Annotated in this window: 11 protein-coding genes; 5 read left to right on the top strand and 6 right to left on the bottom strand. The window is 62.1% G+C overall.

What is annotated here, in order from left to right; genetic code table 11:
* Positions 1-125: 125 nt before the first annotated feature.
* Both selD and mnmH read left to right on the top strand, forming a co-directional pair.
* The gene (selD, locus tag KCG87_RS13375; RefSeq protein ID WP_096797393.1) at positions 126-1,160 is read left to right on the top strand and encodes a selenide, water dikinase SelD; all 1,035 of its coding nucleotides are present in this window, start codon (positions 126-128) and stop codon (positions 1,158-1,160) included.
* Positions 1,160-2,263: a tRNA 2-selenouridine(34) synthase MnmH gene (gene mnmH / locus KCG87_RS13370; protein WP_210557549.1), complete on the top strand. Its 1,104-nt coding sequence runs from the start codon at positions 1,160-1,162 to the stop codon at positions 2,261-2,263. The genes selD and mnmH overlap by 1 nt, the downstream gene beginning before the upstream one ends.
* Before the next feature lie 136 nt (positions 2,264-2,399).
* Here mnmH and KCG87_RS13365 read toward each other — a convergent pair whose 3' ends face one another.
* Positions 2,400-3,074, bottom strand: a complete 675-nt coding sequence (locus tag KCG87_RS13365; protein WP_150369724.1) for a histidine phosphatase family protein — start codon at positions 3,072-3,074, stop codon at positions 2,400-2,402.
* A 223-nt stretch (positions 3,075-3,297) separates the two neighbouring features.
* Here KCG87_RS13365 and KCG87_RS13360 point away from each other — a divergent pair, with 223 nt between their 5' ends.
* Both KCG87_RS13360 and hemB read left to right on the top strand, forming a co-directional pair.
* A complete protein-coding gene (locus KCG87_RS13360; RefSeq protein ID WP_096797390.1) occupies positions 3,298-3,996 on the top strand; it encodes a glutathione binding-like protein in 699 nt (232 codons plus the stop codon).
* A 243-nt stretch (positions 3,997-4,239) separates the two neighbouring features.
* Positions 4,240-5,214 carry a porphobilinogen synthase gene (hemB, locus tag KCG87_RS13355; RefSeq protein WP_210557551.1) on the top strand — a complete coding sequence of 325 codons (975 nt, stop codon included), beginning with the start codon at positions 4,240-4,242 and terminating at the stop codon, positions 5,212-5,214.
* Between the two features lie 124 nt (positions 5,215-5,338).
* Here the strand turns inward: hemB and KCG87_RS13350 are convergent, their stop codons facing one another.
* A complete protein-coding gene (locus KCG87_RS13350; protein WP_210557556.1) occupies positions 5,339-6,874 on the bottom strand; it encodes an FAD-dependent oxidoreductase in 1,536 nt (511 codons plus the stop codon).
* 339 nt (positions 6,875-7,213) lie between these two features.
* Positions 7,214-9,418 (bottom strand): TonB-dependent siderophore receptor, encoded by a 2,205-nt coding sequence (locus KCG87_RS13345; protein WP_210557558.1) that lies wholly within the window; start codon positions 9,416-9,418, stop codon positions 7,214-7,216.
* A gap of 324 nt (positions 9,419-9,742) precedes the next feature.
* Here KCG87_RS13345 and KCG87_RS13340 point away from each other — a divergent pair, with 324 nt between their 5' ends.
* Complete coding sequence (locus KCG87_RS13340; RefSeq protein ID WP_210557559.1) at positions 9,743-10,834, top strand: DUF1615 domain-containing protein; 1,092 nt, start codon at positions 9,743-9,745, stop codon at positions 10,832-10,834.
* Between the two features lie 7 nt (positions 10,835-10,841).
* Here KCG87_RS13340 and KCG87_RS13335 read toward each other — a convergent pair whose 3' ends face one another.
* From KCG87_RS13335 to KCG87_RS13325, 3 genes are all read right to left on the bottom strand, one after another.
* Positions 10,842-11,543 (bottom strand): anti-sigma factor, encoded by a 702-nt coding sequence (locus tag KCG87_RS13335; RefSeq protein ID WP_134785926.1) that lies wholly within the window; start codon positions 11,541-11,543, stop codon positions 10,842-10,844.
* On the bottom strand, positions 11,540-12,073 hold the full coding sequence (locus tag KCG87_RS13330) for a sigma-70 family RNA polymerase sigma factor (protein WP_210557561.1): 534 nt from the start codon (positions 12,071-12,073) through the stop codon (positions 11,540-11,542). Before KCG87_RS13330 ends, KCG87_RS13335 begins: the two co-directional genes overlap by 4 nt.
* 228 nt (positions 12,074-12,301) lie before the next feature.
* A complete protein-coding gene (locus KCG87_RS13325; RefSeq protein WP_027613866.1) occupies positions 12,302-12,823 on the bottom strand; it encodes a DUF3455 domain-containing protein in 522 nt (173 codons plus the stop codon).
* Between the last annotated feature and the right edge of the window lie 59 nt (positions 12,824-12,882).

Genomic DNA, 12,882 nt, shown 5'->3' with positions numbered 1-12,882 from the left:
TTGTGGATGACAGCGATCCCCTGTGGGAGCGGGCTTGCTCGCGAAGGGGCCGTGACATTCAGCGCAAAAATCAGCCGGCCCGCGCTCTGCTAGAATCCGCCCCATCAACTGCCAGAGACTCTCCCATGAGCGAGCCGATTCGCCTGACCCAATACAGCCACGGTGCCGGTTGTGGCTGCAAGATTTCCCCGCAGGTGCTGGAAGTGATTCTGGCCGGCAGCGGTGCGCAGAACCTTGACCCGAAACTGTGGGTCGGCAATGCCTCGCGTGATGATGCGGCGGTGTACGAGATCGACGCCGAGCGCGGTGTGGTGTCGACCACCGACTTCTTCATGCCGATTGTCGACGATCCGTTCGACTTCGGCCGTATCGCCGCGACCAACGCGATCAGCGACATCTATGCGATGGGCGGCGATCCGTTGATGGCGATTGCGATCCTCGGCTGGCCGGTGAATGTGCTGGCGCCGGAAGTGGCGCGGGAAGTGATTCGCGGCGGGCGCGCGGTGTGTGACGCCGCCGGCATTCCGCTAGCCGGTGGGCATTCGATCGATGCGCCGGAGCCGATTTTCGGCCTGGCCGTGACCGGTCTGGTGGAAAAGCGCCACATGAAGCGCAACGACACCGCCACCGCCGGTTGCCTGCTGTACCTGACCAAGCCGTTGGGCATCGGCATCCTCACCACCGCCGAGAAGAAAGGCAAATTGCGTTCCAGCGACATTGGCGTGGCCCGTGACTGGATGTGCACCCTGAACAAACCCGGCAGCCGTTTTGGCAAACTGGCCGGCGTCACCGCGATGACCGACGTTACCGGTTTCGGCCTGCTCGGGCATCTGGTGGAAATGGCCGACGGCAGCCACCTGACCGCACGTATCGGCTACAACCACGTGCCGCGTCTGGACAGCGTCGAGTACTACCTCGAACAGGGCTGTGTGCCCGGTGGCACCTTGCGTAACTTTGACAGCTATTCGAGCAAGCTCGGCCGTCTGCAGGAGTTGCACAAGCGCGTGCTGTGCGACCCGCAGACCAGCGGCGGTCTGTTGATTGCAGTTACACCGGAAGGCAACGCCGAATTCCTCGCCGTGGCTGCCGAACTGGGCCTGAACCTGGCGCCGATCGGCGAGCTGGTCGAGCGACAGACCCACGCAGTCGAGGTGAACTGATGTCACGCGACTGCACCGATTACCGCGATATTTTCCTCAACGACCGGCCGATGATGGATGCCCGTGCGCCGATCGAGTTTGCCCACGGCGCGTTTCCGGGCGTGGTCAACCTGCCGCTGATGAACGACCGCGAGCGCGAGCAGGTGGGCACCTGCTACAAGCAGCATGGGCAACAAGCCGCCATCGCCCTGGGTGAGCGGCTGGTGTCTGCCGAAGTGCGGGAGCAGCGCATTCAAGGCTGGGTCGAGTTTGCCCGGGCACACCCCGACGGCTATCTGTATTGCTTTCGCGGCGGCTTGCGTTCGCAGATCGTCCAGCAATGGATCAAGGAGCAGGGCGGCATCGATTACCCGCGTGTCGGCGGTGGCTATAAGGCGATGCGTACGTTCCTGCTGGAGACGATCGATCAGGCCGTGGCCGAGTGCGATATGGTGCTGCTGGGCGGCATGACCGGCACCGGCAAGACCGAACTGTTGGTGCAGTTGAGTAATGGTCTGGATCTGGAAGGCCACGCCAATCATCGGGGTTCGAGTTTCGGCAAGCGCGCCACCGGCCAACCGACCAACATCGATTTTGAAAACCGTCTGGCCGTTGATGTGCTGAAAAAACGCGCCGGCGGGATCCAGCAGTTTGTGCTGGAAGACGAGAGCCGGGTAGTCGGCAGTTGTGCCTTGCCATTGCCGCTGTACCGAGGCATGCAAGTGGCGCCGATGGTCTGGCTCGAAGACAGCCTGGAGCAGCGGGTCGAGCGGATTCTGCAGGATTACGTGATCAACCTGCACGCCGAGTTTGTCGCGGTGCATGGCGAGCAGGGCTTTGCGCTGTATGCCGAGCGATTGATTGCGAGTTTGAACAATATCCAGCGCCGGCTGGGCGGCGAACGCCATCAGCGGATGTTCCTGCAGATGGAAGAGGCCTTGGCCGAGCAGGCGCGCAGCGGTTCGGTCGAGCAGTTCCGTGACTGGATCAGCGTGTTGCTGCGCGAGTATTACGACCCGATGTATGCGTTTCAGCGTGAGAAGAAGGGCGGGCGGATCGAGTTTGCCGGGGAGCGCGGGGCGGTGCTGGAGTATCTGCGTGAGCGGCTGAATCAGCGGGTTTGAGGGTGCTCTTGCGGGCCTCTTCGCGAGCAAGCCCGCTCCCACATTGGGTCTCCACTGGGCAGAAATTTCTGCCTGGCGCAGATCCCCTGTGGGAGCGGGCTTGCTCGCGAAGAGGCCGGTACAGGCAGCGCAAAACTCAAGTCGGACAGGTCGCCTTGCCGTTATCCAGCCCCTGCTTGTAGCTGTGGCTCTGCAAACTGGCCTTGCCGTTGTGCCAGGTCAGGGTCAGCACGTACAGCGAATCGAAATCGCCCGACGCCCAGTCGTCGGTGATGGTCTGCTTTTCGCCGACGGCCTTGCCGGCAACCTTGTTGATCAGTTCCGGCAAATAGCCGTGCGACCATGCGGTGTAGATCGTCGCGTTGTGGTACTTGTCCTCGGTCAGCTCGCGCGCCAGGTCACTGGTGTCGTTGGCGGAGAACTCGATGTTCACCGGCAGGCCGAGCTTGATCGCAGCGGGGCTGATGGTCATCAACGGACGGATGTAGCTGTAGGAATTGTCCAGTTCGCCTTCCTCGACATTGCGCGTCGGGTTGGCGGCGAACACGTAATCGGCCTTGCCGAATTTTTCCGGCAGCAGGGTCGACAGCTCGATCGCCCGGTTCAGGCCCTGACAGTTGAGCTGGCCGAGACCGCCCTCGGGTTTTTCCGCGTGGCGCAGGAAGATCAGCGTCTGCGTACCGTCCACCGGTTGCGCGCGAATCTGGCTCGATTCGAGCGACAAGGTCAGCGCACTGACTGCCAGCAGGGAGGGCAGGGCCACATAGGCGCGATGTTTGAAGCGTTTGGCGAAACTCATGAGGTTCGTCATTGAATATAGGATTCTTCAGCAAATTCGGTTGGGGCTGACCAACCCTTACACCGCGGGCTCCCAGCACCGGGTGTTGTCCATGTCGTGTCGTACTTCCCTTGCAAAGACATAGCTCAGAGTCCACTGAGGCCGCTTGGTTCGATCCTGGCTTCTGCACACTAGCTGCAGAATGTTACGGTTCCTGGATTATGATCAGCGCTTTCCATGTGACTGGATGTTTCCCATGACCGATCTGTCCGCGTTCCCCATCACCCAGAAATGGCCGGCGCAGTACCCCGACTGGATTCAACTCTATTCCCTGCCGACCCCCAACGGCGTCAAGGTCTCGATCATGCTCGAAGAGATCGGCCTGCCCTACGAGCCGCACCGCGTGGGTTTCGACACGCAAGACCAGATGTCCCCGGAATTTCTGTCGCTGAACCCCAACAACAAGATTCCGGCGATCCTCGACCCCCACGGCCCGCAAGACCAGCCGCTGCCGCTGTTCGAATCCGGCGCAATCCTGATCTATCTCGCCGACAAGAGCGGCCAGTTGCTCGCCCAGGAAGGTGCGCTGCGTTACGAGACGATTCAGTGGCTGATGTTCCAGATGGGCGGTATCGGCCCGATGTTCGGCCAGCTCGGCTTCTTCAACAAATTCGCCGGCAAGGACTACGAGGACAAGCGTCCGCGTGATCGCTATGTCGAGGAGAGCAGACGCCTGCTCAGCGTGCTCGACAAACGTCTGGAAGGTCGCGACTGGATCATGGGCGAGCGCTACACCATCGCCGACATCGCCACGTTTCCGTGGGTGCGTAACCTGATCGGGTTCTATGAGGCGGGGGATCTAGTGGGCATCAGCAACTTCCCGAACGTGACCCGGGTGCTGGAGCGCTTTCTGGCTCGCCCGGCTGTGGTGCGCGGGTTGACCATTCCTTCCTGAGGCCACACATAACCCTGTGGGAGCGGGCTTGCTCGCGAAGGCGTCGTGTCAGTCAACACGTTTTTTCTGATACACCTCCTTCGCGAGCAAGCCCGCTCCCACAGGAATAGTGATGACGCCCGCAGATTATTGCGTCCTCGGTAACTCACTGTTGATTGATCCAGGTTTGTACCTGCGCCCACCGAAGGCATAAGCTTCGCCCCCTACGACTTTCGTCTCATCTTCCGATTTCAGGAAAGCCCCATGTCCAGCCAGTTCCCCGAAGCACGTCCCCGCCGTCTGCGCCGCAATGCGAGCCTGCGCAGTCTGTTCCAGGAAACCGAGTTCAGCCTGAATGATCTGGTGCTGCCGATTTTCGTCGAAGAAGAGATCGACGACTTCGTGCCGATCAAGAGCATGCCCGGGGTGATGCGCATTCCCGAGCGCAAGCTGGCCAGCGAAATCGAGCGCTATGCCCGTGCCGGCATCAAGTCGGTGATGACCTTTGGCGTGTCCCATCATCTGGACGCCAACGGCAGCGACACCTGGCGCGAAAACGGCCTGGTTTCGCGCATGTCGCGGATTGCCAAGGACGCGGTGCCGGAAATGATCGTGATGTCCGACACCTGCTTCTGCGAATACACCGATCACGGCCACTGCGGCGTGATGCACAACCACGAAGTCGACAACGACCAGACCCTGATCAACCTTGGCAAACAGGCGGTGGCCGCGGCGCGTTCCGGCGCTGACGTGATTGCCCCGTCGGCGGCGATGGACGGTCAGGTGCGGGCGATTCGCCGCGCGCTGGATGACGCAGGTTTCACCCAGATTCCGATCATGGCCTACTCGACCAAATTCGCCTCGGCGCTGTACGGCCCGTTCCGCGAGGCCGGCGGCAGCGCGCTGAAGGGTGATCGCAAAAGTTATCAGATGAACCCGATGAACCGCCGCGAAGCCCTGCGCGAATCGCTGCTCGACGAGCAGGAAGGCGCTGATGCGCTGATGGTCAAACCGGCCGGTGCGTATCTCGACATCATCCGCGACATTCGTGAAGCCTCGAACCTGCCGCTGTCGGCGTATCAGGTCAGCGGCGAATACGCGATGATCAAGTTCGGCGCGCAGGCCGGTGCAATCGACGAGGATCGCGTGGTGCGCGAAAGCCTGGGCGCGATCAAGCGCGCGGGGGCGGACCTGATCTTCACCTACTTTGCGATGGATCTGGCGCTGGCCGGGATCTGACGAATACCGCACAACCCCCTGTGGGAGCGGGCTTGCTCGCGAATGCGGTGTATTAGCAACGAATAGGTTGACTGACACGACGCCTTCGCGAGCAAGCCCGCTCCCACATTGGGACTGTGTAGGGTCAGGGGCAGTGGAAGTAGGGGCGGATGCCGTGATCCCTGAAATACCGCTCGATTACCTTCGGATCCGCACTGTTATCGGCAATCGCGACATAGGTATCCGGGCGCAGCAGATAAAACCCGTTACGCCCCAACCCCGCCGTGTCAAACGCCGGCCGCCAGTCGAACACGTGCAGCGGCAGATGGTGTTCATTGCACCAGGCAATCATTTCGTCGCTGGTGTCGCCGTATACGTGCACCTGCCAGCAAGGCTGGCGCAGCGGTTCATAGTTATCCCCCTCACCATCATGCGCCCACGGCAAGCGGTCGCCGCCGTGGACGTGGCCGGCCGTGCCCTGGCTCAGCGGCATGCCGCGGTAGTTGAGGGTGACCTGTGAGACGGTGCGAAAAAGGAATTCGCGGCTGGCCTCGAACGTGGCCATTTTCGGGATCAGAAACGGGGCCAGGCGCGTACGCAGCAGATCGGCGATGCGCCCTTCGGCGGTGACGAAACTGAACACCTTGTCGGTGGTCGACACCAGCCGCCGGGCGAAGGCGATGCGCTCGGTTTCGTAAGTGTCGAGCAGCTTCGCCGTGGCACTGCCGTTGAGCACGGCGGCGAGTTTCCAGGCCAGGTTGATCGCATCGCCAATGCCGGTGTTCATGCCCTGGCCGCCGGCAGGGCTGTGCACATGCGCGGCGTCGCCGAGGAGAAACGCCCGACCGCTGCGAAAGTGCTCGGCCACGCGGTGATGCACGCGGTAGGTGGAGAACCAGTTGACCTCGTCGATGTGAACTTTCAGGTGCTCGATGGCGCGGCTGCTGACGTCGGCAAATTGCAGGGTTTCGGCGCGGTCGGCACGTTCGTCACGCACGGTGCCGATCAGTCGGGCACGGCCTTCACCGGCCAGCGGGAACACCGCGAGAAAATCCGCTTCGTCCAGATCCAGGTGCAGCTCGCCATTCAGCGCCGGGCCGCTGGCCTGCACATCCGCCACGTAGAAAATCTGCTGATAGGTGCCGCCCGGGAACCCGGTGTCGAGGGTTTTTCGCACCACCGAGCGCGCGCCGTCGCAGCCTGCCAGAAAGCACGCCTGACAGATTTCCTGCTGCCCGTCCGGTAAGCGCAGATGCGCGCTGAGGCCGTCGCCGGTTTCTTCGAAACTCTCCAGTTCGGTGTTGCGCTCAACCACTACGTCGTAGTCTTCGAGGCGTTCGAGCAGGAGCCGTTCGTGCTGATCCTGGGGAAAGATTTCGATGAACGAGTAGGGCGTCAGGCCTTCGCCGATGCGCTGCAACGGCAACTGCGCGACCGGTTTGCCCTTGACCCAGAAATTCGCCGCCGCGACCTTGTGGCCGTTGCGCACCACGGTGTCGGCCAAGTCCAGCTGGCGATACAACTCCAGCGTGCGCGCCTGCACCGCCAGTGCTCGTGAGGTGGTGCCGGGCGCGGAGGTCTTGTCGATGATACGCACGCGCACGCCCAGTTTGCTCAGCCACAGGGCCAGCACCAGACCGGTCGGGCCGGCACCGATGATCAGTACGTCGCTGCGGTTCATGGGCCTGTCCTCCGTTGGCTGTGCAGCAAGTATGGATCAGATGGAAAGGGTAGCCAGTTGATCGGTCAGACGGAAAAAGGCCCCGCAGCGGTGGGGCTGTGGGGCCTTTTTTCGGGTGTTTGGCAGGAGATTTGGTGACAGTGAAATTTGCCCCCTCACCCCAGCCCTCTCCCCCAAAGGGGGCGAGGGGGAAAGGGAGCCGATTTGGGTGCCTTTCAAAACCTTAGTTCGACTCGGTGGCACACGTCGGCGTGACTCGAAAGAACACCGCGGTCAGTCCCCTCTCCCTACGGGAGAGGGCTAGGGTGAGGGGCTTTTGAGGGTGAGGGCTTCTCAGCTTTAAAAATCGATAGTGCCCGACAACTTCGCCACCCGCGGCTCACCCTGGGTCAGATAACCGCCTTGAGCCGACTCCCAGTATTTCTTGTTGGCCAGGTTTTCCACGCCCAGACGCAGGGTCACGTCTTTCTGCGAGACCTTGAACGCATAACGCACACCGGCGTCGAAGCGATTCCAGGTCGGCAGGCTGAGGTTGTTGGCGGCGTCGGCATATTGGCCACCGGTGCGCAGCATCCGCGCATTCAGCGCCACGCCTTGCAGGCCCGGTACATCCCAATCGGCGCCGGCGTTGAACTGGAAGCTCGGCACGCCGATGGCACGGTTGCCGTCGTTGGCGCCGTTCTGGGTGTTGCGCAGTTCGGTGTCCATCAGCGTTAGGCCGCTGATCAGGCGCAGGCCGTTGATCGGCTCGCCGAACACGTTCATCTCTACGCCTTTGTTGATCTGCTCGCCTTCACGCACGTAGGTGCAGGTGGTGGCGCTGTTGATTTCGCAGTAACCGTCGCTCGGCTGCTCGATGCGATACACGCCCAAGCTCGCGCCGTAGGTGCCCATGTCGACCTTGACCCCGGCCTCGGTCTGCTTGGAGCGGGCCGGTGCGTAGACTTCGTTGCCGTTGGTCACGCGCAAGCCGCCGGTGCTGGTTGGCGAGGTCGGCCCCTGGGCCAGGCCTTCGATGTGGTTGGCGTAGAACGACACGTGTTCCCACGGCTTGAACACGATGCCGTAGACCGGCGTGGTGATCGATTCGTCGTAGCTCGACTTGCGGCTGCCGCTGCCGTAACTGGCGTAGTTGTAGCCTTGCACCACCAGTTGCTGACGACGCAGGCCGGCGGTGAGCAGCAGGCGATCATCGAAGAAACCCAGGGTGTCGGAAAGCGCGAGGCTGCGGTTGAATGTCTTGCCGACGATGCCCGGGTCATTGAGATCGCCGCCGGAAAAATTGCCGACCGGCGACGGCGTTTCCACCGGGTGGTAGATGTTGTTGGCGTACTTGGTCAGGTCGAAATCATAGGCACTGCGCTGTTCGGCCCACAGACCGCTGAGGCCGAAATTGAGCTTGTGGCTGACGGCGCCGGTGTTGAACTTGCCGTTCAGGCCGGCCATCAGGCTGGTGTTGTCCTCATCGTGGGGGATGAACGAGCCGGTGGTGTAGGAGGCGCCGTTGTTGCCCACCAGCGTGGTCGAATTGTAACGCCCGACTTCGCGGGTGTGCTTGGCGCCGCCGGCGACGTACGCGGTCCAGTTGTCGTTCAGGTCGTATTCGGCGCGGAGCATGCCGAAGGTGTCTTCGATGTCGGTGTAACCCCACTTCGGCGCGTAATTGGTGTCTGCCGACGGCGCGTCCGGAATGTGCGTGGCGGTGCCGAGGTTGACCGAGTTGCGGCCACCGTTGACGCGTTCCTTCTGATAGGCGAAGTCGCCGGAAATACGCAGCGCGTCACCGCGATAATCGAGGCCGATGCTGAACAGTTTCGAGCGCTGGTTTTCGTGATCGATGCCGGTGTCGCCTTCGCGCTGGGACAGGTTGATCCGCGCGCCGAAGCGGTTGTCTTCGCCGAAACGCTGGCCGATATCGAAGTGCTGACCGATGCGACCTTCGCTGTTGATATCGGTGGTGTAGCGGCGCAGCGGCTCGTCGCCGGCACGCTTGGGCTGCAGGTTGACGCCGCCACCGATGCCGGAGCCGGTCGGGGTCACGCCGTTGATGAAAGCGTTGGGACCTTTGAACACTTCCACGCGCTCCAGGGCGTCAGTGGAAATGATCTGCCGCGGCAGCACGCCGTACAGGCCGTTATAGGAAATGTCGTCGCCGTTGAGCGGCAAGCCGCGGATCATGAACACCTGCGCCTGGTTGGAGAAGCCCGAGGCCTGACGCACCGACGAATCATTGAGCAACACGTCGGCAACGTTTTCCGCTTGCTGGTCCTGAATCAGCTGTTCGGTGTACGACGCGGCGCTGAACGGCACGTCCATCATGTCCTGATTGCCGAGCACGCCGAGCTGACCACCACGGGCGACCTGACCACCGGCATAGACCGGGGGCAGGGCGTTGGGCGTCGGTGCCTGGGCGTTGATGTTGACGTTGTCGAGCACCAGCTCCTTGCCGTTTTCGTCGGCAGCGTGAGCGGTGACAGTCAGGGAGCACAGCAGGGCAAGAAGCGTCGGGCGAAACGGGACGGCGAGTCGAGCTGGAGCGGGCATGTCGATACCTGGAGGCGTACGGCCGGTGAGAAAATTGGAACGGCGCGGGGAACTCCTTGCGCAAATACGACTCCAGGCGCAAATGATAGGAGTTCGCAGTAACGTTTTGCAATCAGTTTATCTTGCTGAATTTCCCGATCCGAATGGAAACCTGTAGTGAGGGGATTTATCCCCGATGGCGCGCGGAGCGGGCCGCTTTGACATTCGAGGGCTGCTGCGCAGTCTATCGGGGATAAATCCCCTCACCACAAAGGTCACAGTCCTAGCCTGCGTCACACTTTTGATCGTATGGTGAACCCGTCTCAATGCACGCCAAGGAGCGCCATGCACACCCCTCGATTACTCGTTACCCTCGCCGCGCTGCTGGTGCTCGCCGGTTGCGCCGGCCAGCGCAGTCAGGAGCCTGTTCCGCGCGCACCCGCCGAAGTGAAAGCCGAAATAGTGCGGCTGATGCCGGCCAAAGTGCCCGACCGTCAAGGCTGGGCCACCGACATCTACGCCGCGTTCGCCGCGCAGAACATCAGCCCAACCACGCAGAATCTATGTTCGGTGCTGGCCGTGGCCGAGCAGGAATCCACCTTCCAGGCCGACCCCACGGTGCCGGGCCTGGGCAAGATCGCCCGCGACGAAATCGACCGTCGTGCCGCCAAAGTGCATATTCCCAGTCTGTTGGTCAGTGGCGCTCTGCAAGTGCGCTCCACCAACGGCAAGACCTACAGCGAACGCCTGAACGCGGCACGCAGTGAAAAAGAACTCAGCGCCATTTTTGACGACTTCATCGGCAGAGTGCCGATGGGCCGCACCTTGTTCGACGGCTTCAACCCGGTACACACCGCCGGACCGATGCAGGTCAGCATCGAATTCGCCGAGCAGCACGCCAAGGAGTATCCGTACCCGGTAGACGGCACGATCCGCCACGAAGTGTTCACCCGCCGTGGCGGCATGTACTTCGGCATCGCCCATTTACTTGGCTACCCGGTGAGTTACCGCGAGCCGCTGTACCGCTTCGCCGACTTCAATGCCGGCTGGTACGCCAGCCGCAATGCCGCGTTCCAGAACGCCGTCAGCCGAGCTTCGGGCATCCCGCTGGCGCTGGATGGCGACTTGATTCGCTACGACTCGATCATGCCTGGCACCACCGAACTGGCGGTGCGCACCCTCGGCAAGTCGCTGGGCATGCGCAACCCGACCATTCGCGATCAACTGGAGAAGGGTAAGACCCTGGAATTCGAAGAAACCAAACTCTACCAGCGCGTGTTCGAACTGGCCGAGAAGGCTGAAGGCAAGACCTTGCCACGCGCGGTGTTGCCGGGGATCGTTTTGCAGAGCCCGAAAATCACCCGCAAGCTGACCACGGCGTGGTTCGCCAAACGCGTGGATGAGCGCTACAAGCGCTGCATGGCCAAGGCCGGTTGACGCCGGTTCAAAGCACTTTGACGGCTCGGCCAATGGCCTGAATCGGCCCGGTCGGTTTACCGATCGGCGAGCCATTGGCGCCTTCCAGCGTCAGCTCGAACAGCTGATTCGGTTGCAGCGGCGGCAATTTATCCAGCGGCACCGAGAGCGTCTGCCCCGGTTTGACCAGCCCCAGCGACACCGGCCCTTGCCAGCCGTCAGCCTTGGTCCAGAACTCCAGCGCCTTGTCCGCCGGCACTTCGACCACGCCCAGCGGGATCAACTGGATTTCACGCGGATTGCTGGCCTGAATCACCCAGCCTGGCGCCTTGTCCTGCGGCGCGACCAGCACCACCAGATAGTTCGGCTTCGGCGGGGTCTGGGTCAGCAGGATCGAGCCCAAAACCAATGTGGCGGCCAAGCCGGCCGCACTCAAGCCGCGCCACAGCGGCAGCAGATTCCACCACGAGGTTGACGGCGCAGCCGGCGCTTTTTGCGCGAACCGCTCGACACTGCGCTCGATGCGCGGCCACAAGTGCGGCGAAGGCTGCTGCGTGCCGGCAAATTCGGTCAGGTCGAGCAAGCGTCGCTCCCAGGCATCCACCGCCGCTTGCAGCTCGGGCTCGTGGGGCAAGCGCCGTTGCAGTGCTTCGCGCTCCGGCGCCGACAGGGTGCCGAGCACGTACTCGCTGGCCAGTTCATCACGTTCCTGCGCCGATTCAGTGGTCATCCCATGCACTCCCGCAAAGCGTTGAGGCTGCGTTTGATCCAGGCTTTGACCGTGCCCAGCGGCGTGCCCAGGCGCGCGGAAATCTGTGCATGACTGTAGCCGTCGACATAGGCGTGGAGAATGCAGCTTCGCCGCTGCGGGTCGAGTTGTTCCAGACAACGATGGATCCGCGCCGAATGGCCCTGCACATCGAAGGCGTCCTCGTCAGGCTCGGCATCGTGTTCTTCGTTGAACGGCGCCTCCCGGCTTTGATCACGCAGCTGGTTCAACGCCAGATGCCGGGTCACGCTGAACATCCAGCCGCGCGCTGAACCGCGCGCCGGATCAAATTGCGCCGCACCGTTCCAGATCTTGATAAACGCCTCATGCACGATGTCTTCGGCCAGCGCCGCGTCACGTATCAGTCGTTTTGCAACGCCGAGCAGGCGCGGGCCTTCCTGCACGTACAAATCGCGCAGGGCCGACTGCTCGCCGCGGGCACAGGCAGCGAGATGGGCTTCGTAATCAAACAGCGGTTCAGGCAAAGACATGGGGTGCAATCTAGCTCACATTCTTCAAACATCCAGACAACACAGTCTTCTACTGTGGGAGCGAGCCTTTGTGGTGAGGGGATTCATCCCCGACCGGCTGCACAGCAGCCGTAACCGTTGGTTGCGGTGAATGCCTGACTCCGCAGTTGCCGGATTTTGGGGCGCTTCGCGCCCCATCGGGGATGAATCCCCTCGCCACAAGTTCGCTCCCATAGGGACATCAAGGAACTAGTTCGCCGCCCAGAAAATGTAGTCGGCCTGATACTTCACCACTTCCTGCTTGCCCTTGTTCGCCGCTGTGCATTCACTGCCCGGCGCCACGCCGCCCTTGAGCGCGACACGCTGGATATAACTCACGCCGCTCATCGCGCCCTTGCCTTCAGCCGGGTTGGCCTTGACCAGTTGATAGGGCAGGTTGCCCGGGCTCGACGGAGCGACGGCCAATTGCGTGCCGGTGACTTTCGAACCGTCCTTGGCCTGCCAGGTGGCGGGCGGGCCGAAGTAGGTGCCGACCTGCTTGCCGCTGCGATCATTGAGCACCGCTTTCGGGCCGACGAAGGTCCATTCGGTCTGCCCGGCGGCATTGGGCTTGTCGCGGCATTCGTAAGTGATCTCGCCGACCCCGGTGGTTTCCATCGCGATCTTGTGGCCTTCCGGGACTTTGATCGCATCGGGGTAGCTGCTTTGGGCGAAGGTTGTCGAGGACAGGGCGAGCAAACCGGTGAGGCCAATCAGTTGAGTGATGTTCATCAGTGTTATCTCCGAAAGGGGTAGACCGCTGACAGCCGAAGAGGGCTGTTACAGGGACT

The organism is Pseudomonas sp. MWU347 (assembly GCF_017947305.1).
Classification (GTDB): Bacteria; Pseudomonadota; Gammaproteobacteria; order Pseudomonadales; family Pseudomonadaceae; genus Aquipseudomonas; species Aquipseudomonas putida_A.
This window is presented reverse-complemented; position numbering and strand designations above follow the sequence as displayed.

Bases quoted from the DNA above. Each gene is read 5' to 3' on its own strand.
- selD (WP_096797393.1), top strand. From the start codon at position 126: ATGAGCGAGCCGATTCGCCTGACCCAATACAGCCACGGTGCCGGTTGT.
- mnmH (WP_210557549.1), top strand. From the start codon at position 1,160: ATGTCACGCGACTGCACCGATTACCGCGATATTTTCCTCAACGACCGG.
- KCG87_RS13365 (WP_150369724.1), bottom strand. From the start codon at position 3,074: ATGACGAACCTCATGAGTTTCGCCAAACGCTTCAAACATCGCGCCTAT.
- KCG87_RS13360 (WP_096797390.1), top strand. From the start codon at position 3,298: ATGACCGATCTGTCCGCGTTCCCCATCACCCAGAAATGGCCGGCGCAG.
- hemB (WP_210557551.1), top strand. From the start codon at position 4,240: ATGTCCAGCCAGTTCCCCGAAGCACGTCCCCGCCGTCTGCGCCGCAAT.
- KCG87_RS13350 (WP_210557556.1), bottom strand. From the start codon at position 6,874: ATGAACCGCAGCGACGTACTGATCATCGGTGCCGGCCCGACCGGTCTG.
- KCG87_RS13345 (WP_210557558.1), bottom strand. From the start codon at position 9,418: ATGCCCGCTCCAGCTCGACTCGCCGTCCCGTTTCGCCCGACGCTTCTT.
- KCG87_RS13340 (WP_210557559.1), top strand. From the start codon at position 9,743: ATGCACACCCCTCGATTACTCGTTACCCTCGCCGCGCTGCTGGTGCTC.
- KCG87_RS13335 (WP_134785926.1), bottom strand. From the start codon at position 11,543: ATGACCACTGAATCGGCGCAGGAACGTGATGAACTGGCCAGCGAGTAC.
- KCG87_RS13330 (WP_210557561.1), bottom strand. From the start codon at position 12,073: ATGTCTTTGCCTGAACCGCTGTTTGATTACGAAGCCCATCTCGCTGCC.
- KCG87_RS13325 (WP_027613866.1), bottom strand. From the start codon at position 12,823: ATGAACATCACTCAACTGATTGGCCTCACCGGTTTGCTCGCCCTGTCC.